The 19,167-nt window shown below is 58.1% G+C and carries 13 protein-coding genes; 4 read left to right on the top strand and 9 right to left on the bottom strand.

All coding sequences use genetic code 11. The features are described 5' to 3' along the window. Positions 1 to 73: 73 nt before the first annotated feature. Positions 74 to 1,450 (bottom strand): MFS transporter, encoded by a 1,377-nt coding sequence (locus tag AVI_RS17290; protein WP_041697287.1) that lies wholly within the window; start codon positions 1,448 to 1,450, stop codon positions 74 to 76. Positions 1,451 to 1,552: 102 nt separating this feature from the next. Next, positions 1,553 to 6,358 (bottom strand): NAD-glutamate dehydrogenase, encoded by a 4,806-nt coding sequence (locus AVI_RS17285; RefSeq protein WP_015917583.1) that lies wholly within the window; start codon positions 6,356 to 6,358, stop codon positions 1,553 to 1,555. Positions 6,359 to 6,595: 237 nt separating this feature from the next. Between AVI_RS17285 and pdxY the strand changes: the two genes are divergently transcribed. Further along, positions 6,596 to 7,474 carry a pyridoxal kinase PdxY gene (gene pdxY, locus AVI_RS17280; RefSeq protein ID WP_015917582.1) on the top strand — a complete coding sequence of 293 codons (879 nt, stop codon included), beginning with the start codon at positions 6,596 to 6,598 and terminating at the stop codon, positions 7,472 to 7,474. A gap of 71 nt (positions 7,475 to 7,545) precedes the next feature. Further along, entirely contained in the window at positions 7,546 to 8,187 is a 642-nt protein-coding gene (locus tag AVI_RS17275; protein ID WP_015917581.1) for a carbonic anhydrase, read from the top strand. A 113-nt stretch (positions 8,188 to 8,300) separates the two neighbouring features. On the opposite strand, the gene AVI_RS17270 is transcribed toward AVI_RS17275, so the two are convergent. The 3 genes from AVI_RS17270 to AVI_RS17260 all read right to left on the bottom strand — a co-directional run bounded on the left by AVI_RS17270 (position 8,301) and on the right by AVI_RS17260 (position 12,356). Continuing rightward, the gene (locus AVI_RS17270) at positions 8,301 to 10,157 is read right to left on the bottom strand and encodes a di-heme-cytochrome C peroxidase (RefSeq protein ID WP_244427784.1); all 1,857 of its coding nucleotides are present in this window, start codon (positions 10,155 to 10,157) and stop codon (positions 8,301 to 8,303) included. 217 nt (positions 10,158 to 10,374) lie between these two features. Further along, positions 10,375 to 11,193 carry a lytic murein transglycosylase gene (locus AVI_RS17265; protein WP_041697284.1) on the bottom strand — a complete coding sequence of 273 codons (819 nt, stop codon included), beginning with the start codon at positions 11,191 to 11,193 and terminating at the stop codon, positions 10,375 to 10,377. A gap of 128 nt (positions 11,194 to 11,321) precedes the next feature. Further along, the gene (locus AVI_RS17260; RefSeq protein ID WP_015917578.1) at positions 11,322 to 12,356 is read right to left on the bottom strand and encodes an aspartate-semialdehyde dehydrogenase; all 1,035 of its coding nucleotides are present in this window, start codon (positions 12,354 to 12,356) and stop codon (positions 11,322 to 11,324) included. A 498-nt stretch (positions 12,357 to 12,854) separates the two neighbouring features. Between AVI_RS17260 and AVI_RS17255 the strand changes: the two genes are divergently transcribed. Beyond that, the gene (locus AVI_RS17255) at positions 12,855 to 14,738 is read left to right on the top strand and encodes an MFS transporter (RefSeq protein WP_015917577.1); all 1,884 of its coding nucleotides are present in this window, start codon (positions 12,855 to 12,857) and stop codon (positions 14,736 to 14,738) included. 68 nt (positions 14,739 to 14,806) lie between these two features. Here AVI_RS17255 and AVI_RS17250 read toward each other — a convergent pair whose 3' ends face one another. The 4 genes from AVI_RS17250 to AVI_RS17235 form a co-directional block, all read right to left on the bottom strand. Next, entirely contained in the window at positions 14,807 to 15,613 is an 807-nt protein-coding gene (locus tag AVI_RS17250) for a phosphatase PAP2 family protein (protein WP_015917576.1), read from the bottom strand. 134 nt (positions 15,614 to 15,747) lie between these two features. Then, positions 15,748 to 16,860, bottom strand: a complete 1,113-nt coding sequence (gene leuB / locus AVI_RS17245; RefSeq protein WP_015917575.1) for a 3-isopropylmalate dehydrogenase — start codon at positions 16,858 to 16,860, stop codon at positions 15,748 to 15,750. A gap of 305 nt (positions 16,861 to 17,165) precedes the next feature. After that, positions 17,166 to 17,771 (bottom strand): 3-isopropylmalate dehydratase small subunit, encoded by a 606-nt coding sequence (gene leuD, locus AVI_RS17240; RefSeq protein WP_015917574.1) that lies wholly within the window; start codon positions 17,769 to 17,771, stop codon positions 17,166 to 17,168. 128 nt (positions 17,772 to 17,899) lie between these two features. Continuing rightward, positions 17,900 to 18,148: a hypothetical protein gene (locus AVI_RS17235; protein WP_041698289.1), complete on the bottom strand. Its 249-nt coding sequence runs from the start codon at positions 18,146 to 18,148 to the stop codon at positions 17,900 to 17,902. Between the two features lie 114 nt (positions 18,149 to 18,262). On the opposite strand from AVI_RS17235, the gene AVI_RS17230 reads away from it, so the two are divergent. Next, the gene (locus AVI_RS17230) at positions 18,263 to 19,162 is read left to right on the top strand and encodes an HpcH/HpaI aldolase/citrate lyase family protein (RefSeq protein WP_015917572.1); all 900 of its coding nucleotides are present in this window, start codon (positions 18,263 to 18,265) and stop codon (positions 19,160 to 19,162) included. Positions 19,163 to 19,167: the final 5 nt, after the last annotated feature.

Below are 19,167 nucleotides of genomic sequence, written 5' to 3'. Positions count from 1 at the left end.
GACACAAGAAAACCGGCTGAGAGTGATCTCAGCCGGTTTTTTTATGCTGCATTCAGATTTGATGCTGGATTTTTCAGCTCCTCTTAGCTGCCGGGTAGGGCGTTGCCAGCAGCAGCACCAGCCCAACGCCGAGAAAGATAATCAAGCTCGCCATGCCCGCCCGCGACGAACCGGTGGCGGTGGTGATCAGCGAAAACGACAAGGTGGCCATAAAGCTTGTGGCGCGGCCTGACAGCGCATAGATGCCGAAATAACGGCCTGCTTCCTCAGGGGCGATGCTGCGGGCGAGATAGGAGCGGGACGAGGCCTGAACCGGGCCGAAGGCAAGGCCGATCAGGATGCCGTAGAGAATATAGACTTTCTCCGCCGCCGTGCCGAACAGGCTGCCGGTACTATCAGGCGAAAGCGGTATCAGGCCGAAGGCGGTGAAGCTGGGGCCAGTGGAAATAATGCCGAAGGTGGCCGTCAAAAGCAGGATCAGGCTGATGACCACCATGGTTTTCGAGCCAAGCGCCGCATCCAGCCGACTTGCAAGGGCGCAGCCGAAAATGGCGACGACATTGAGAATAATGCCGTAAATACCGATTTCCATGGTTGACCAGCCGAACATGCCAGCGGCAAACACCCCGCCGAGGATCAGCAAGCCGTTGACGCCGTCCTGGTAGATCATCCGGGCAATCAAAAACCTGAGGATACCCGCCCGGTGCCGCACCTCGCGCAGCGTCGCCTTGAGGTCGGCAAGCCCGGCTTTCACCGCCTTGCCAAACGGATCGCCCTTCTGTTGATCGGGCGTGAAGAAGAACATCGGCAGGATGAACAGCAGATACCAGAGCGCCGAGACCGGCCCGGTGACGCGGGCATCCTCACCAGTGGCCGGATCAAGCCCGAACAGCGGCGTGCTGCCTAAAATGGTCTTGCCCGTGTCGGGATTGGCCGCAACAAACAGCACGACGGCAATCAGCACGATCATCCCGCCCAAGTAGCCGAGCCCCCAGGCCATATTGGAAATCCGGCCGACATCCTTGGCGCTCACCAGCCTTGGCATCATCGAATCGTTGAAGACGATAGAGAATTCGGCAGCTATCGAGGCAAGGCTGAACAGCACCAGCGGAAAAATCACCGGTGAGCCGGGGACGGCTTGCCAGAGCAGCAGCAGACAGGTGATCTTGATGACAGCAAAGAAGGCGATCCACGGTTTGCGCGAGCCGCTACGGTCGGCAATGGCACCCAGCACAGGGGAGAGCAGGGCGATGACCACGGAGGCGACGGTGGCGGCATTGCTCCAGGCGGCTTGCGCGCTGACGGGATCGCTGGTGAAGCGGGAGACGAAATAGGGGCCGAAAATAAAGGTTGTGACCACGGTGAAGAAGGGCTGGGCGGCCCAGTCGAACAGCATCCAGCCCCATATCCCGGATCTGCTGGTCTGCCTTGTCTGTGCATCTGATTGCATTGTCGTGCCTGTCGCAGCCGATGATCTCGGCGGCGACACTGGCATTATCTCATGACAGCTTCAATGGGGCTGGAAACCGGCCTCATTAAAGCAACGAGCCTTTCACGCAGCGCCTTGGGCGATGTCCGTCAGCAGGCTGGCGGCAACGGTGAGGCGCGACAAGCTCGGATCGCCTTCCGTGAGCGCGATCAACTCGCTGCCCAACCTGTTGATCCGCAGTGCATCCGCAGACCGCCAGGCGGCAACCGGATCGCGGCTGTCCCCGTGCTGGGTCAGCGCCTGGACGACAATATTGCGTCGTGCTTTCAGCACCAGATCCAGGCTGCGCAGCCGGGCCAGGCTGTCGTAATGGTCGCTGGTCGGAATTTTTTCGACCGAGGACAGCAGCCTGCCAATCCGGAAGATTTCGCTGACCTTGTAATAGCCTTCCGTTGCCTTTTGCAGGCTGGCATCGGCCCGAAGTGCGACGGAAATCACTTCCGGGGTGACCGTCAGGCTCCACAATTCGGCGAGGTCCTCGGCCAGATCCTCCGGCACGCCCGCAGCGGTCATGGCGCTGGCCTCGGCACCGATCTGCGCCGAGAAATCGGCTGGGGTGACCGAGCGGCTGAAGCCCTTGAAGGATTTGATCGCGCTTTTCAACTTGCGCACCACATCCGACAGGTCACCGGCGGCCAACCGTGTATCAATCGCCAGTTTGGTGAAGACGCGGTAGACCGTGGCGACCCGCTGGTAGAGATCGTTCTGCGCTTCGCCGGAAATTTCGCCGTCCAGCGCGTCGATCCGGTCCCAATAGGCCCGCAGATCCAGCCCATCGCGGGTCAGAAGAGCGGCTCTGGCAATATCCTCGGCCGTACCGCCAGTCGCGTCGCTCATCCACGCCATGAAGCCTGGGCCGCCACGGTTGATGATGTGGTTGGCGAGCACAGTCGCAATGATTTCGCGATGCAGCCGATGCGTGGCAATGTCATCGGCGTAAGGCTTGCGCATTTTCTTCGGGAAGTAATTGCTGAGAATGCTGGCGCAATAGGGATCGTCCGGCAGGCTGGTTTCGACCAGATCATCGAACAGCGAGATCTTGGCATAGGACAGAAGCACGCCGATTTCCGGGCGGGTCAGGGATTGACCGCCTGCATAGCGCTCGGCCAGCGCCGCATCATCCGGCAGGGTTTCCACCTTGCGGTTCAGCCTGCCAGAAGCCTCTAATACGGTCATCAGTCGCGATAGCTCATCACGATTACCGCTGCCCTGGCGTGCCACCAGCGAAATCGCCAGGGATTGGAGGTAGTTGTTGCGCAGCACCAGCTCGCCGACCTCCTCGGTCATCGAGGCGAGCAGTTTGTTGCGGGCCGGGAGATCGAGGCGGCCGCTTGATACCGCCGTTGACAGGGCAATCTTGATATTGACCTCGACGTCGGAGGAATTGACGCCCGCCGAATTGTCGATGGCGTCGGAATTGCAGCGTCCGCCCTTCAGCGAAAAGGCGATGCGGCCCTTCTGGGTGACGCCGAGATTGGCACCTTCGCCGATCACCTTGGCGCCGACCTCGTCCGCCGTAATGCGGATCGGGTCGTTCGCACGATCGCCGACCTCGGCATGGGTTTCCGAAAGCGCCTTGATATAGGTGCCGATACCGCCGAACCACAACAGATCGACCGGCGCCTTCAGGATCGCGGTCATGATTTCAAACGGTGTCGCTACTTTCTTGGCAAGGCCAATTGCCTCGGCGGCTTGCGGGGTCAGAGTGACGGACTTTTCCGTCCGTGAAATGATCATCCCGCCTTTGGATAGCAGCGTCTTATCGTAATCCTGCCAGCTGGAGCGGGCGAGGCCGAACATCCGCTTGCGTTCCTGGAAGGATTTTTCCATGTCCGGATCGGGGTCGATGAAAATATCCCGGTGGTCGAAGGCGCCGATCAGCCGGATCTTGCGTGACAGCAGCATGCCATTGCCGAACACGTCGCCCGACATGTCACCAACGCCTGCGACCGTGAAGGGTGTCTTTTGGATATCGACACCCATTTCGCGGAAATGTCGCTTGGCAGCTTCCCAGGCACCGCGAGCGGTGATGCCCATTTTCTTGTGGTCATAACCGGCGGAACCGCCGGACGCGAAAGCGTCGTCCAGCCAGAAGCCGGCCTCGCGGGCCAGACCGTTGGCCGTATCGGAAAAGGTTGCCGTGCCTTTATCGGCGGCGACGACGAAATAGGGATCGTCTCCATCCAGCCGCACCGTATCGGCGGGAGCGACGACCGCGCCATCCTTGATATTATCGGTGATCGACAGCAGCGTGCGGATATAGGTCATATAGGCTTCCCGGCCCATCCGCAGGTAGTCTTCCCGGTTGGCGGGGCTTGGCAATTGCCTGGGAAAGAAGCCGCCCTTGGCGCCGACAGGCACGATCACCGCATTCTTCACCTGCTGCGCCTTGACGAGACCGAGCACTTCGGTGCGATAGTCCTGGGCGCGGTCCGACCAACGCAAGCCGCCACGGGCAACCTTGCCGAAGCGCAGATGCACGCCCTCGACCTCCACCCCATAGACAAACATTTCCCGGAACGGGCGCGGTTGCGGCAGGCCGTCCAGTTGCTGTGGATCGAATTTGAAAGCCAGCATTGGCTTGACATTGCTGCTGCTGTTTTTCTGCGAAGAGAGGCTTTTCTGGAAATAATTGGTGCGCAGGGTCGAATCCACTGCGTTCTGGTAACGCCGCAGGATACGGTCCTCATCCAGGCTCGGCACGGAGGCGAGTGCCGTCTCGATGCCGTCACGCAGTTCCGCCAGTTTGCGCGGACGCGATTTTTCAGAAAGCTTCGGATCGAAAGACTGGTGGAACAGGGTGAAGAGATCGGCGGTGATCTCAGGATATTTGTTCAGTGTTTCGGCAATATAGGTGAGGGAATAGACCAGGCCCGCCTGGCGCAGATAGGCCGCATAGGCGCGCAGAACAGCCACTTCGCCGACACTCAGCCCAGTGCTCAACACCAACCGGTTGAAGGCATCGTTGTCGACCACGCCGTTGAAGACGGCAAGGAACGTGGCCTCGACGCGGGCGCCATGCCGGGCAATGTCGAAATCCTGGCCAGCGCGAACCGCCAGTTCCATGTCATGCAGAACGACCAGCTGATCTCCGGTCTTGCCAGCGGTTTCGCCACTGCCTTTGACCGTGATGTCAAAGGTTCGTTCGCTGACGACGCTGAAGCCGAGATTTTCAAGCAGCGGCACGCGCCGCGACAGTGGCAGGTGATGACCGGCGTGGAACACCTTGAGATAAAGCGTCTGGCCTTCCGCCGTCTGGCGATTGTGGAAGGCGATAGAGGCTTTCGCGCCGGACAGGCAGGTCTGGATATGGCTGAGATCGGCGACAGTCTCTTCCGGTGAAAACGCATCCTCGAAAGCGCGGCTGACGACCAGTTGCGGCGATTTCGGCGGAGCAAGGCTGGCGAAGCGGTCATCCCATCGGGCGGTAATGGCCTTGACTGCCTCTTCCAGTTTGTTCTGGGCGATGCGCGGTGTCTTGCCTTCCGAACGGCCGATGATGAAATGCACTCGCGCCACGCCACCTTCCGGGAAAGCCGGATAATATGCCGAGAGGCGGCCATCGTAGACCTTGGTGAAATAGTCGCCGATCTTCTCGCGCACCAGTGAATTATATTCCTCACGCGGCACGAAGACCAGCAGTGAGACGAACCGGTCGAAATGGTCGATCCGTTGCAGCACACGCACCCTTGGCCGTTCGCTCAGATCCATGATCTGCTCGCAGAAGCGCGAAAGCGTTTCGGTATCGATCTGGAACAGGTCGTCGCGTGGGTAGGATTCCAGCGTGTTCTGCAATATCCGTCCGGAGTGGCTCAAAGGGTCGAAATTGAACTGGTCGGTAACCTTTTCGACCTTGGCGCGCAGCAAGGGAATGTGATTGACGGAATGGGTATAGGCGGTGGCCGTGAATAGGCCGACGACCCGCAACTCCCCGACAACCTTGCCCGCAGCATCGAAGCGCTTGATGCCGATGTAATCCATATAGGCGCGGCGATGCACCACGGATTTGACATTGGCCTTGGTGACGATCAGGTCATCCGGCCCCTGAAGGAAGGCCAGGATTTCCGGTGTTGTCGTCACTGCATTGCGGCCCTGGCGCAGCACCAGAACATCGGGATTGGAGAGTATGCCTAGTCCACGGCCCTTGTCGCGCTCCAGCTTGGCGTTCGCGCCATCACCGGAATAAAGATATTCGCGCATGCCGAGGAAGGTGAAATTGTCGTCGCGCAGCCATTCCAGAAAGGCGATGGCTTCGGATCGTTCTGTCTTGCGCTTGACATTGGACTGCTCGGTCAATTCGGCCATGACGCTGTCGAGCAGCGAGATCATCGGCTGCCAGTCACTGGCAACGGTGCCGACCTGGGCAACGACGGATTGTAGCCGTTCCGCAAGGCCCTTGGCTTGATCCTCGTTCAAGGGCGCCAGATGCAGTTGGATATAGCTCACGCGGTCGCTGGTCTCGGTCTGGGTGTCGGCGAGTGTCCAGCGGCCCTCCGCCTTGACCAGAATCGGATGGATGGTGAGATGAATATCACGAAACTGGCTTGTGACCTCGCCCATGACCGAATCATAGAGAAACGGCTTGTTGCGATCGACGATGGACAGCACGCTGAGGCTTGCGCCATCGGCGGCGATGCCTTCGACGGGGGAAATGCGCACTTGTGCTCCCTTGCCCTGCCAGTCTTGCAGGTCCTGGCTGGCGCGAAGGGCCGCAGCTCGAAGCATCGCGGCATCGTAATGCTGGAGATCGTCATCGCTGGCGCGTCCGAAAAGGGCGCCCGGATCGATGAGGCCGGGCTGGTTTTCTCCGGCTGTGGATCTGGCAAGCTCAAAGAGCTGGTCCCGTTTTACCCGTTTTGCTGCAACCACGACTTTCCTCCAAGGCATTTTGCTGCGGTATCTTCGTCACTATGCACTACCAGTGATTTCAGAATCATATCTGTGAGCGCAAATGTGGGTTCCACAAGCCGAATTTTTGTTTTTTTCATTTTTTTGGAGACAAAATCCCAAAAAGCGGTCGAATTTTCGCCGCTAGCCATCAAAATTTGACAAAACAGCCTCAAAAGCGTCGAGTAGGATCACACGTTCACGAGGTTTCATCCGTCCATGTCCGAAAGCCCAGCCGGTGCCGTCATCGCCATTTCCAGCCATGTCATTCGCGGATCGGTCGGCAATCGCGCCGCCGTCTTCGCGCTTGAAAGTCTTGGCTTCCCGGTCTGGTCGATGCCAACTGTGGTTTTGCCCTGGCATCCGGGCCACGGCCCTTCCACCCGCATGAGCTTTCCCGACGATGTTTTCGATGCGGCCATCGATGACCTGATCCGGGCACCCTGGCTTTCCGAGGTTAAGGCTGTGATGACGGGCTATTTCGGCAGCGCACGCCAGCCATTGGCTGTGGCCCGGCTGGTTCAGGCGTTGAAGCAGCATAATCCCGATCTCGTTTATCTCTGCGATCCTGTCATCGGCGATCTGCAGGGCCTCTACGTGCCGGAGGCAACGGCGGTTGCGATCCGCGATCACTTGATCCCGCTGGCCGATATCGCCACGCCCAACCGCTATGAACTGGCCTGGATGGCCGGTGCAGAGCTGGACACCAATGCCGCGATCATCGATGCGGCCCTGTCGCTCGGGCCGTCGCTGATGGCCGTTACCTCAGCGGTGCCGATGATGGCGGGCAGTATTGGCAACCTGCTCCTGTCGAACCGCAATGCGCTGCTGGCCGAACACCGGGCGATGGACGGGGTGCCGAACGGGTTGGGCGATCTATTTTCGGCGCTGCTTTTGGCCAGGCTTCTCCAGCAGCATAGCGAGGAGAAGGCCCTGCAACTGGCGACAGCCAGTGTCTATGAAGTGCTGGCCCGCTCACTGAAGCGCCAGAGTGACGAACTGACCCTGGAACAGGACCAATCGAGCCTGATCACGCCGATGGCGCTGGTACAGATTCGCAGGCTGCTGCATCCGGCCAGCCGACCGGTTCGCTCATGACGTGTAAAGGTGGCGGGCACTGGTGGTTTTCCTTGCTTGTCAACCGTGCTGCATCGCGATAATCCAAAGCCATGACAGATTTTCCAGCTTCCCTTCTCGCCGGTTACAGCAACTTCATGAACGGCCGCTATAGCGACGAGCGGGACCGGTATAGGGCCTTGGCCGAGCAGGGCCAGAACCCCAAAACCATGATTGTCGCCTGTTGCGATTCCCGATCAGCTCCGGAAACCATCTTCGACTGTGGTCCAGGTGAGTTATTCGTGGTGCGTAATGTCGCCAATATGGTGCCGCCCTATGAGCCGGACGGCCAGTATCACTCGACCTCTGCGGCACTCGAATTTGCCGTTCAGGCATTGAAGGTCGAGAACATCATCGTCATGGGCCATGGGCGCTGCGGTGGTATCCGCGCTGCATTGGACCCGGATTCCGAGCCGCTGTCTCCTGGTGATTTCATTGGAAAATGGATGAACCTGATCAAGCCCGCTGCCGAGCAGATCCAGAATGCCTCTGTCATGACCGATGCCGAGCGCCAGACGGCCATGGAGCGGATTTCGATCCGCAACTCCATTGAAAACCTGCGTACCTTTCCCAATGTCCGGGCTTTGGAAGAGGACGGCAAACTGGCCATCCATGGTGCCTGGTTCGATATCTCCAATGGAGAATTATGGGTGATGGACCCCGAAAGCCGTGATTTTCTGCGGTTGGACCCGTAATTTTGGTCGGAAAAGCTTCGCCTATCGTCAATGTATTGAAGGCCTGAGAGCCTCTTCTATGCAGCGGGACCGGATAAACCGGTCCCGTTGTTTGTTTGCTGTGGCGTAATCTATTACAGCGTCTTGAGATATTCGAGCAGTGCGACCTTGTCGTTGTCGGAAAGGTCGGTGCCGAACTCATGGCCGCAGCGGCTATTGCCGGAATTTCGCTGGCTGCAATCCGTCGTCTGAGTGACCGTATTCAATCCGGTCTGGGTGGCGGCGATACCGACCAGCTTCGGATCGTAATCGGCGCCGACAGCGAATTTCTGCGGTCTCTGGTCGGTCGATTTCAACAGATCCGCAAGGGTTGGAACCGAACCATTGTGCAGATAGGGAGCCGTGGCCCAGATGCCGTAGAGAACCCGGGACTCGTATTTGAATTCGGTGGTCGGAGAATTCGACGAGTCCGGTGCCTGGCCAGTTGTACTTCCGGTCGCTTTGAGCGCAGCATTTTTCCTTGCGGTCGAGATTTTTGCCTGGAGCCCCGCCAATGTCTTGCCCTGCGAGCGCGGGAAGGCATTCTGCAATTCCTTGAGATCCGAGGAAAGGTTGAGCTCTGGCAGCTTCGACTCGAAGGCATCGTCGATGGCGCTCTGCAATAACGGAAATTTCAGGTCGCGCAGATCAAAAATGCTCTCGGCATAATGCTGTAGAATACTGCCTTCGACCGCAACGGTCAGAATATCAATGGACGGTGAGGTTGCGGCAAGTTTGTCGTTGGCGAAGGGAATGCGGGCGCCCGTCATTACACCGGGTGATGCTGTCCAGTTCATGACATTATATTCACGGCTGTCAGTTCCGACATCCACCAGGGGCGTGGCCCAGGTGGCATTACCAAGCGAGGGCGTGCCGGGCTTCTGTCCATGACAATCGAAACAACTGTTGCCGCTTCCATTGGTGCCGCGCCAAGTGTTGAAAAGTGTTTCGCCTTTGCTGGCAAGCGTCGCATCGACGGGAAAGGGGTATTTGGGCGGCCCCATCTGCTTGATCAGATCCTCCAAGGTGCTGAGCCCTTCAAAGTTGAGGGAGTTACCCTTCAAATAATCATAGCCGAGTAGTGACCACTTTTCCTTGGTGGGTTCGAAAACACCGAACACCCCATAGACTTCACCCACATTGCGCGCCAAGCCCAGAATATCGCTGCCATTGGCGGCAAAGCCCGGCCATTGGGTCCGGTCCTGGATGGCGGCATTCCACAGGAAGGGATACCGGACCGGCGCATCGGCGGGCTGGATATTGGCTACGATCAACCGTGATGGCGGTGGGCCGAGATCAAGGCCCGTGAGCCGGTTGAAGATCATCCCCACTGCATCCAGTCGACCGACACCCCAACTGTCATGGGGAACGCCCTTGCTGACGATAGCATGGTAGCGTTGCGTCCAAAGCGTAAAGTCCACCTGCAATTGTGCACGGCTGCTGGGATCTTGATAGTCCGTTCCCAGAACCGTCTTGGCAAACCGATCAAAGGCGGCGGGATCGACGACGAGTTTCTGGGTGGATGCATCCAGATCCAGCAGGAAGCTATGGAAATCGGAGAGCGCCGGGCCGCCATCAATGCGGTATCGGATGTTGGAAACGGCAATTTCCCGCGTGTGGCAGGCGGCGCAAGTCATGCCCACCTCCTTGCGGGAATCCGGGCCCGTCACGGTAAAACCAACCGGAAGCCCGTTGTTCGGGCCATCCATTGTCAGATAGCCATATCGCGTCAGATTGTCGGCGAGAAACGGTGTGCCATCCGGTAAGGTGAGTGCCTGCATCCAGGAAAGCGGCATCAGGCGCGATCCCTGGTCCTGGGTGTAATAGATCGCTCGGTCCATCGCGGACCAATTGCTGCCCTGATCCGTATAGACAAGGCTCTGGGCGCTGGCCGAGCCAGCGACAAGACAGAGTGTTGCGACTAACGATGCTGCGACTTTGATATTTTTCACGAAGCCCCCCTCGATCATATCAACCTAAATTTGAAATTTAGAGGGCATTAATGCACGTAATAACTGAAATTACAACCAATAAGGTAATGTCAAATGAGTACACTTCCAAACAAAAAGGCGGTGCATTTTCCAATGCGCCGCCCTTCATTCATGGATTGTTCTCATCTATAGAAACGAAGCGAAAACCATGCCGGTTTTCTCTACGGTGCTGTAGGTCTCAGGGAGCGTCGATCTGCTTGCCGATATAGGCAATCGCCTGCTGGTAGACCGTGGCCGCATTCCAGCCGCCGATGGCGGAGAAATTCGGCTCGCCCGGCTGATAACCAAGGCCGGGCTGCCAGCCATGACCCTTCAGGAAATTGGCCGTGGACGACAGGGCGTCGGCGCGGGAATGGATGAGGTCGATATGGCGGTCACCGTCGCCATCGACGCCATAGAGCGTGACATTTTTCGGCAGGAACTGCGTCTGGCCGATTTCGCCATGGGCGGCACCACGGGAGTTTACGTCCAGATCGCCATCGGCCACCAGTTTCAAGGCGGCGTAAAGCTGCTCACGGAAATAATCGCTGCGGCGACAATCGTAGGTGAGGGTCGAGACAGCGGACAGCGTGTGTTCATTGCCCATGTAGCTGCCAAACCCGGTTTCCATGCCCCAGATGGCGATGATAGGGCCAGCCGGTACGCCGAAACGCCGCTCGATGCTGGCGAAAAGCGGGGCATTTGCTCTTTTCATCGACTTGCCGCGGCTGATGATGGTTTGCCCACCGCGCTTTTTCATGAATTCATCGAAGGAGAGCTTGAAGCTCTTCTGGCCGCGATCGGCCCGGATGGTCGGGACATTGTAACGAACATTGGCAAAAGAGCGGTCGAGAACCGATTGGCTGATGCCACGGCCCACGGCTTCCCGCTTGAAGCCTTCCACCCATTGCTCGAAACCGGCGGACGTATTGCCGCATTGGGCGGCATTTGCAGCCTGTGCTGTCGCCAGTGTGGCGAGAGCCGTGAAAGCTATGGCAAAAAACGTCCTGGTTCGCATCGATACCTCGTCTGGAAAAGGGAAGGGGGGCAGCCGCCTTTCGGCTGCATCCGGCTTATCTGCATTCAAGTCGGGCAAGGCAAAACGGCTGAGCGCGATTGCGTCCAGCCGTTGCCGAAATCCCGTCTTCAGGCTGCCAGGGCCTTTGGCTTGATCAAACCGCGATTGACCAGCAATTCCGCGATCTGAACGGCATTGAGAGCCGCGCCCTTGCGCAGATTGTCGGAAACGACCCAGATATTCAGGCCGTTTTCAACCGTGGCGTCCTCGCGGATGCGGGAAATATAGGTGGCATCTTCGCCAGCGCATTCGACGGGGGTGATGTAGCCGCCGTTCTCGTGCTTGTCGATCACCAGGCAACCGGGTGCTTCACGCAGGATATCGCGGGCCTGGTCGGGAGAAATTTCCCGCTCGAACTCGATATTGACCGATTCCGAATGACCGATAAACACGGGAACGCGCACGGCTGTGCAGGTCACGCGGATCTTCGGATCGAGCATCTTCTTGGTTTCGGCCAGGACCTTCCACTCTTCCTTGGTATAGCCATCTTCCATAAAACTATCGATATGGGGGATGACGTTGAAGGCGATCCGCTTGGTGAACTTCTTGGATTCGACCGGATCGGCGACGAAGACGGCGCGGGTCTGGGTGAACAGCTCATCCATGCCTTCCTTGCCGGCGCCGGATACCGACTGATAGGTGGAAATGACGACGCGCTTGATGGTGGCGAAATCATGCAGCGGCTTCAAGGCCACAACCAGCTGGGCCGTCGAGCAATTGGGATTGGCGATGATGTTGCGGTTCTTGAAGGCGGTGATGGCATCCGGGTTTACTTCCGGCACGATCAGCGGCACATCCGAATCGTAGCGCCAGGCCGAGGAATTATCGATGACCACGCAGCCCTGGGCACCGATCTTCGGCGACCACTTCTGTGAAATCGTGCCGCCCGCCGACATCAGGCAAAGATCGGTATCGGAAAAATTATAATTTTCCAGATTTTGGACCTTCAGAACCTTGTCGCCATAAGACACTTCCGTGCCTTGCGAACGGGACGAGGCCAAAGCCACGACTTCGCTGACCGGAAAACCGCGTTCGACGAGAATGTTGAGAATTTCGCGACCGACATTGCCGGTGGCGCCTACGACTGCAACTTTGAAACCCATTTTCCTGCTCTCTTTCTGTCTCTCCTCGGTTTTTTGAGGGGGAAGGCGCGTGACCGCGTCTTCCTTGTCCCCGGCCGTGCCGGGGAGAGAGCGGAGGCCAGAGACGTCAGACGGTTTTGGTCGTCGTTTTGGCCTTGGTGGTTGAGGACATGGCAAACGCCATCATCGCCCGGGCAGATCCTGCCGGTTCCAGATGATCAGCACTGTAAAAGCCGAGTGCGCGCATTCCATGATCCTTTCGTCCTTGCCTTTACCGGGTTTTGTGCCGGTGTCAAGAAATTCACGCTGTAAATAGGGGTCACATGCGTGCAAATTCCGGAACGGATTGTCCATTTGCATGCCGACGAACCGGCTATAACATTAGACGAAAGTCATAAGCCCAAAGCATGCCTCTCGATTTTCCCTGAATTCTGTCAGTCTGTTGGTAATTCGGAGCCGCGAATTGAGCCTTGGAGGAAGGTGCGCGGTCATCGGAGAACTCGTTCTGGAGGAACAGCAATGGCAAATGCCGCAAGCCTGCACGCCGCGCCGCGCAGCATGACCAAGGAGGAGCGAAAGGTCATCTTCGCCTCTTCGCTCGGCACGGTTTTCGAGTGGTATGATTTTTATCTCTACGGTTCGCTGGCGATTTATATCGGCGCGACCTTCTTTTCCCAATATCCTGAAACCACCCGCAATATTTTCACGCTGCTGGCGTTTGCCGCCGGCTTTCTGGTGCGGCCTTTCGGCGCGCTGGTGTTCGGACGGCTGGGCGATCTGGTCGGGCGAAAATATACGTTTCTGGTCACCATCCTGATCATGGGCGCCTCGACCTTTCTGGTCGGTATTCTACCAGGGTCAGCGACCATCGGCATCGCTGCTCCGATTATCCTGATCATATTGCGCATGTTGCAGGGCCTGGCGCTGGGCGGTGAATACGGCGGCGCTGCGACCTATGTGGCCGAACATGCGCCGCATGGCCGTCGCGGTTTCTATACGTCCTGGATCCAGACCACGGCAACGCTGGGCCTGTTCCTGTCGCTGCTGATCATTCTCGGTATCCAGACAGCCATGGGCAAGGAAGCCTTTGCTGCCTGGGGCTGGCGTCTTCCTTTCCTTTTATCGGTCATTCTACTGGGGATTTCCGTCTGGATTCGCATGCAGATGAACGAATCGCCCGCCTTCAAGAAAATGAAGGAAGAGGGCACCCAGTCGAAAGCGCCAATTTCTGAAGCTTTCGGCCAGTGGAAGAATGCCAAGATTGCTATTCTTGCCCTGTTCGGTGCTGTCGCAGGCCAGGCAGTGGTCTGGTATTGCGGCCAGTTTTATGCGCTGTTCTTCTTGCAGAATGTTCTGAAGGTCGATCCACAGGCCGCCAATATCATGGTGGCCATCGCGCTGGCGTTCGGCACGCTGTTCTTCGTGGTCTTCGGCTGGCTTTCCGACAAGATCGGTCGCAAGCCGATCATCATGGCGGGGCTGCTTCTGGCTATGGTGACCTATTTCCCGCTGTTCAAGGCGATGACCTGGGCTGGCAATCCGGCTCTGGCACAGGCGCAGGATACGTTGAAGGCAACGGTGACTGCCGATCCCAAGGATTGTAACTTCCAGTTCAATCCGACCGGCACGGCAAAATTCACCACCTCTTGCGATATAGCCACGGCGCTTCTGACCAAGAATTCGGTGCCGTATGAAGTGGTGCCCGGCCCGGCTGGCTCGGCTGCGACGGTAAAGCTTGGCGATAGTCAGATCGAAAGCTATGACGCCGTCAAGGCTGGCGCCAACGCCAAGGCTCTGGATGCCGCCCTGCAGAAAAAGATCAATGTCGCCCTGCAACAGAATGGTTATCCGCTGGTTCGGGCGCCGGTTCAGGTCCCCGATAGCAAGCTTGATGGCTTTATCGCCGCCAATGCGGAACTGGGTCTGAGTGCCGACACTGTCCGTACTGGTGCCAAGACCATGGTGCCCACGGCAAAGCTCGTCACCGACAAGTTGCTGACCCCGGAAGAGGCAACAGCTGCCGCTGCGCCTGAAATGGCGGTCTATACCGTTGCCAATGGCGGTGCATTCAGGATGGTGGCGGACCCTGCCCAGGTCAAATGGGTGCCGCTGATTGCCGTGCTGACGGTGCTGGTGATCTATGTCACCATGGTCTACGGGCCGATTGCCGCGATGCTGGTGGAGATGTTCCCGACCCGCATTCGCTACACGGGCATGTCGCTTCCCTATCATATCGGCAATGGCTGGTTCGGCGGCCTGCTGCCAGCAACGGCCTTCGCGATGAGCGCAGCCAAGGGCGATATCTATTACGGCCTCTGGTATCCGATCATCATCGCCGGGATGTCCTTCATCATCGGCATGATCTTCCTGAAGGAAACCAAGAACAACGATATCGACGGCTGATCCTCTTCCCGTCACACGTCAAGGCGCCCGGAAATCACTTTCCGGGCGCCTTTCTTATTGCTGCAAAATCACGCCGCAGCCGCAGACAAGGACGGGTCCGGTTCCTGTTGGGGTGTCTGGGCCCTCTGCGGCATGTCATACCGTTGGCCACTATCCTGGATCAGTCTTTGCCGCAGAACGAGACTGCCGTCGGAGGAGAGGCGGAAAACCAGTCCGCGACGGGCAAAGCCGAGCGCTGCGATCCAGGCGAACCAGGCCCCGAACCCCAGGCCGGCCACCACGTCGCTCGGGTAATGCGCACCGACCATCACCCTTGTCATGCCGAGCCAGAGGGCGGCGATGGCAAAACCCAGCCGGTAGCGGGGGGCGATCAGGGCGGCAATCATCATCAGCGCTCCGATGGTGGTGGCATGGCCGGAAGGAAAGCTTTCAAAGCGCGCTGAATTGGCAAAAGGCAGGAAGTCGAAGGCGCCGGCATCGGTGAATTGATCTGGCCGGGCGCGACCGAGGGCGCGTTTCAACAGATTTGCCGCAAGACCTGAACCCGCGATGGTCACAAAGGCGTAGCAGCCAAGCATGGCGATAAACAGCGCCCGGAAGCGCTCCTCCACCGTATTGGCCAATCGCGATTTGGCCGCAGCCTGGACGGCGATCACAAAACTCGCCAAAAGACACCAGTCCGATTGGCCGATGCGGGTCAGAACGGTGGCAATCCGGTAAAAGACCGGGCAGGTCAGGCGGCCCGCATTGCCGATGGCGGTATCGAACAGCAGCGCCATCAACACAACCAAACTCGACCCCGCCAACAGACACAGGCGCGTCCGGCAATCCGGCACACGTCGCCGCCCGCTCTTGATCCTGGCAAGAATTGTCATCGCGACCCCCGTGCGCTGCGTCCCTTATCAGAGAACCAGCACATACAGGCGGATGTCTTCAACTATGTGACACTGTAATCCTGTTCCAGCGCAAGCCTGTGTCTTGCGCTGGAAATCCTTATCAATCCCGTCGATCAGTTCATCAGGGACTGGAATTCGGCGAGGATTGCATCGCCCATTTCGACAGTGCCGACCTGCTTGCAGCCGTCCGCCATGATGTCGCCGGTGCGAATTCCCTTGTCGAGCACGTTGGCAATGGCCTTTTCCAGCTTGTCGGCTTCATCAACCATGGCGAAGGAATAGCGAAGGCACATGGCAAACGAGGCGATCATTGCAATCGGGTTTGCAATGCCGCGGCCAGCGATATCCGGTGCTGAGCCATGGACGGGCTCATACAGGGCCTTGCGCTTGCCGGTCTTGGCATCCGGTGCGCCAAGCGAAGCGGAAGGCAGCATGCCGAGCGACCCCGTCAGCATGGCGGCCACGTCCGACAGCATGTCGCCGAACAGGTTGTCGGTGACGATGACGTCGAATTGCTTTGGCGCGCGTACCAGCTGCATGCCGCCAGCATCGGCCAGCATATGCTCCAGCTTGACGTCGGAGAACTTGGCCTTGTGCAGCGCTGTTACCACCTGGTTCCACAGCACGCCTGATTTCATCACATTGCGCTTTTCCATCGAGCAGACCGCATTGCGGCGGGTGCGGGCCAGTTCGAAGGCCACGGCAGAAATCCGCTCGATTTCATAGGTGTCGTAGACCTGGGTGTCGATGGCGCGCTTCTGGCCATTGCCGATGTCGGTAATGGTCTTCGGCTCACCGAAATACACGCCGCCGGTCAGTTCGCGGATGATCAGGATGTCGAGGCCTTCGACCAGCTCTGGCTTCAGCGAGGAAGCAGAAGCCAGCGCCGGATAGCAGATCGCCGGACGCAGGTTGGCGAACAGTTCGAGGTCCTTGCGCAGCCGCAGAAGACCGGCTTCCGGGCGAACGTCGTACTCGACGGCATCCCATTTCGGGCCACCGACGGCACCGAACAGCACGGCATCTGCTGCCATCGCCTTGGCCATGTCAGCCTCGGAAATTGCTGCCCCATGAGCGTCGTAGGCGCAACCGCCGACCAGACCTTCATCGGTCTCGAAGCCGGCACCCAGCGCGGAATTCATATAGGAAACGATCTTGCGAACTTCGTTCATGGCTTCAGGCCCAATGCCATCGCCAGGAAGAAGGAAGAGTGTGCGAACTGTCATGAGCCGACCTCGTTTGAAACAGGAGTGCGGCGGTTTTATCGGGCGATCAAGGGCAATTCAAGGACGCCAGCGCTGCTAACGGTACGGTTTGGCCATGCGACATGGCAAAGAAAAAGGCGGAACCTGCGTTCCGCCTTAGCGATGACTGCCACGGGTTGTGGCGAATTACTTCAGATCAGGCCCAAGGACCAGGGCTAGAGCATGTCGCGCAAAAGTGTGCAGCGGTTTTGCGGTAACGACATGCGTAAAAACAAAAACTTAAAGCGTGTTGCTTGAGGCTGATAAGCCGCAACACGCTTTAGGGATCAGGCCCAGGGGCGCGATGCGGCGTTGGCCGTCTCGAACGAAGCAATCGCGCTGGATTTTTCCATGGTGAGGCCGATGTCATCGAGGCCGTTCAACATGCAATGGCGCTTGAATTCATCGATTTCGAAGCTGATGCTGCCACCATCCGGGCCGGTGATTTCCTGGGTTTCCAGATCCACGGTCACCACAGCGTTGGAGCCGCGCTGCGCGTCGTCCATCAGCTTTTCCAGGTTTTCCTGGCTGACGACGATCGGCAGAATGCCGTTCTTGAAACAGTTATTGTAGAAAATATCGGCAAAGCTGGTGGAGATCACGCAACGGATGCCGAAATCCAGCAAAGCCCAAGGCGCATGTTCACGCGAGGAGCCGCAGCCAAAATTATCGCCAGCGACCAGGATCTTGGCGTTTTGATAGGCTGGTTTGTTGAGCACGAAATCCTGATTGATCGAGCCATCCTGATGATAGCGGGCTTCGGCAAACAGGCCTGTTCCAAGGCCAGTGCGCTTGATCGTCTTCAGGTAATCCTTCGGAATGATCATATCCGTATCGATATTGACGACCGGCAGCGGTGCCGCGACCCCGGTGAGCTTCGTGAACTTTTCCATAGACGTTACCTTCACTGGACCTGAATGAGATTGGCTCTTCGCATAACCGAAAAGCCTGTCGATTTGAAGGAGAATCTTGGAGCCACTTGCTTCATCGACGCATGGTCTCACGCGTATACGGCGACCTATTACATATCGATGATGGTGCCGCGCCCGTCATTCCAAATCCGCACTGGCTGCTGCTCTTCGGACTGACCTGGTTGGCGTTTGCGGGCGTGGACGGCAACCGGCTTCGGCTTGAGCGTCAAAGCGCGCCATGCCAGCGTTCCCGTCAAAACGGCACCGAGCACAAGCGTCAGCGAGAAAGTCAATAAAGCTGCCGCAGTCAAGGCGATGACCCCAAGGCCGAGCAATCCAAGAGCACGAAGGTTCTGCATCATAGTGTTCCTTTCAATGGTTTGAAGGTGGGGCTTCTCCTGACGCTTTACAAGAGTTATTGAGGTCGCAACCCTTGTCGCAATGAATGTCAAACAACCGAAAGGCGAACTGCCATGCAGACCAATCCGCCCAATCGCAGGCCGCGTTTTCGTCGCTCGTTGATCAGCGTTCCCGCTATCAACCTTCGTGCATTGGAAAAATCCCTGTCGCTGCCTTGCGATGGAATGATTTTCGATCTGGAGGATTCGGTTGCAGATGCTAGCAAGGCCGAGGCACGCGACATCCTGCGGCGGTTTTTGCAACACGCGGATTTGAACGGTCGTGAAGCCATTATCCGCGTCAATAGCAATGATACTCTCTGGTTTGCCGAGGATTTAGCCCTTGTCGAGGCGATCAAGCCGGATGCGGTGTTGCTGCCCAAGGCTGAACGGGTGGAAGACCTGCACCGGCTTCGCAGTGCAGCCGGGGTGGGGCCTGCCCTCTGGGCGATGATCGAGACACCGAAGGCCGTCCTGGCGGCGGCGGAGCTTGCCAGTGCGGGTGCGGCACTGGGGCTGGAATGCCTTGTGGTCGGGCTGAACGACTTGCGCAAGGAAACCCGGGTGCCACCGGGCCTTGGCCGTCAATATCTGGTTCCGTGGCTGATGCAGGTGGTCTTGGCTGCCCGTGCTTACGGACTTGAGGTTATCGATGCAGTTTCCAATGATTTTCGCGATCTTGACGGTTTTGCAGCCGAATGCAGCCAGGGCCGTTCGATGGGCTTTGATGGAAAGATGCTGATCCACCCGGCCCAGATCGATGCGGCCAACCGGTATTTCGGGCCATCTGAATCCGACATCGCCGAGGCGCGGGAGATTGTCGCGGCTTTTGCGGCGCCGGAGGCGGCGCATCTCAATGTCATCAATCTGGATGGCCGGATGATCGAGCGGCTGCATGTCGCCGAAGCCGAGCATCTTCTGTCCAAGCTGTCTCTTCTTGAACCACGACCATCATCTTCAATCCAGAAAGGATGATCCCC

It is taken from the genome of Allorhizobium ampelinum S4 (assembly GCF_000016285.1).
Classification (GTDB): Bacteria; Pseudomonadota; Alphaproteobacteria; order Rhizobiales; family Rhizobiaceae; genus Allorhizobium; species Allorhizobium ampelinum.
Note: the sequence above shows the minus strand (reverse complement) of the source record. Positions and strands in the feature narration are given on the sequence as shown.